Raw genomic sequence first — 1,268 nt, 5'->3', positions numbered from 1 at the left:
CCTATTAAAGAGAAAAAAGAAGAGAAAAAAGAGTTAATATTAGAAGATATAAACGGATCGAAAATTGTCTTAAATATAAAAAATGATTCAATAATTGCCAAAGATCTAAATAAAAAAATTGTTATGTTTGATTTTTTTGCAACTTGGTGTCCTCCTTGCAAAGCCGAAATACCACATCTTGTTAATCTACAAAAAAAATATAAAAAAGATTTGGCAATAATCGGCGTTTTATTGGAAAAAGATAAAAATATTGGAGAGTTGCAAAGATTTAAAAAAGAGTATAAGATAAACTATTTTATATCAAATTCAAAAGATAATTTTAAACTTGCTAAAATCCTCTATGGAGCTGTGCAAGCGCCAAGAAATATGCCGATTCCTTTAATGATAATATTTAAAGAGGGAAAATATAAGATACACTATTTGGGTGCTGTGCCAGAAGAGATGATTGATAGCGATATAAAAAATATTTTGGGAGAGAAGTAAATGATAGGTTTTTTAAAAAAAGGATTAAAAAAGACTCTTGAAAATATCAAAGGCGTTGCGCCAAAAAAGAAAAAATACGCAACTCCGGAGGAGATAGAAGAGATTTTAATCGAAGCTGACGTAGAATATGATATAGTTGAAAAAATTGTTCAGTCTTTACCTCAAAAAGTTACAAGAACTATATTAAAAAATGATCTACTTTTTTTGTTTACCCCGGTTGAATATAAAGAGATTGATGTAAAACCTTATGTTGAGTTAATTTTAGGGGTAAACGGTGCTGGAAAAACAACAACTATAGCAAAACTTGCATATAGATATAAAAAAGAGGGCTTTAGCGTAATGCTTGGAGCAGCGGATACTTTTAGAGCAGCGGCTATAGAGCAATTAAAAAAATGGGCACAAAAACTTGAGGTTCCTATCGTCTATACAAAACAGGGGCATGATCCTTCCGCTGTTGCCTACGACACGATAGAATCTGCAAAAGCAAAAAAAATTGATAGAGTCTTAATTGATACCGCCGGAAGACTTCATACACAAACAAATCTGGCTCAAGAGTTAAAAAAAATAGTTAGGGTATGCGATAAAGCGATGAAAGGAGCTCCTCATAGAAAAATTTTGATACTTGATGGAACTCAGGGAAATTCTGCAATAAATCAAGCTAGAGCCTTTAATGAAATGGTTGGAGTTGACGGCATAATAGTAACTAAACTTGACGGAACGGCAAAGGGCGGAGCAATCATTAGTATAAGTCATGAGCTAAAACTTCCTATCTTATATGTAGGAGT

At 32.4% G+C, this 1,268-nt stretch carries 2 protein-coding genes; both read left to right on the top strand.

All coding sequences use genetic code 11. From position 1 onward, the window contains the following. Positions 1-483, top strand: a 483-nt coding sequence (locus AC30RD_RS07865) for a TlpA family protein disulfide reductase (RefSeq protein WP_489493911.1), incomplete at its 5' end; no start/stop codon positions are given. Then, positions 484-1,268, top strand: a 785-nt coding sequence (gene ftsY / locus AC30RD_RS07860) for a signal recognition particle-docking protein FtsY (RefSeq protein WP_489493910.1), incomplete at its 3' end; no start/stop codon positions are given.

Source organism: Nitrosophilus sp., assembly GCF_982775275.1.
Note: the sequence above shows the minus strand (reverse complement) of the source record. Positions and strands in the feature narration are given on the sequence as shown.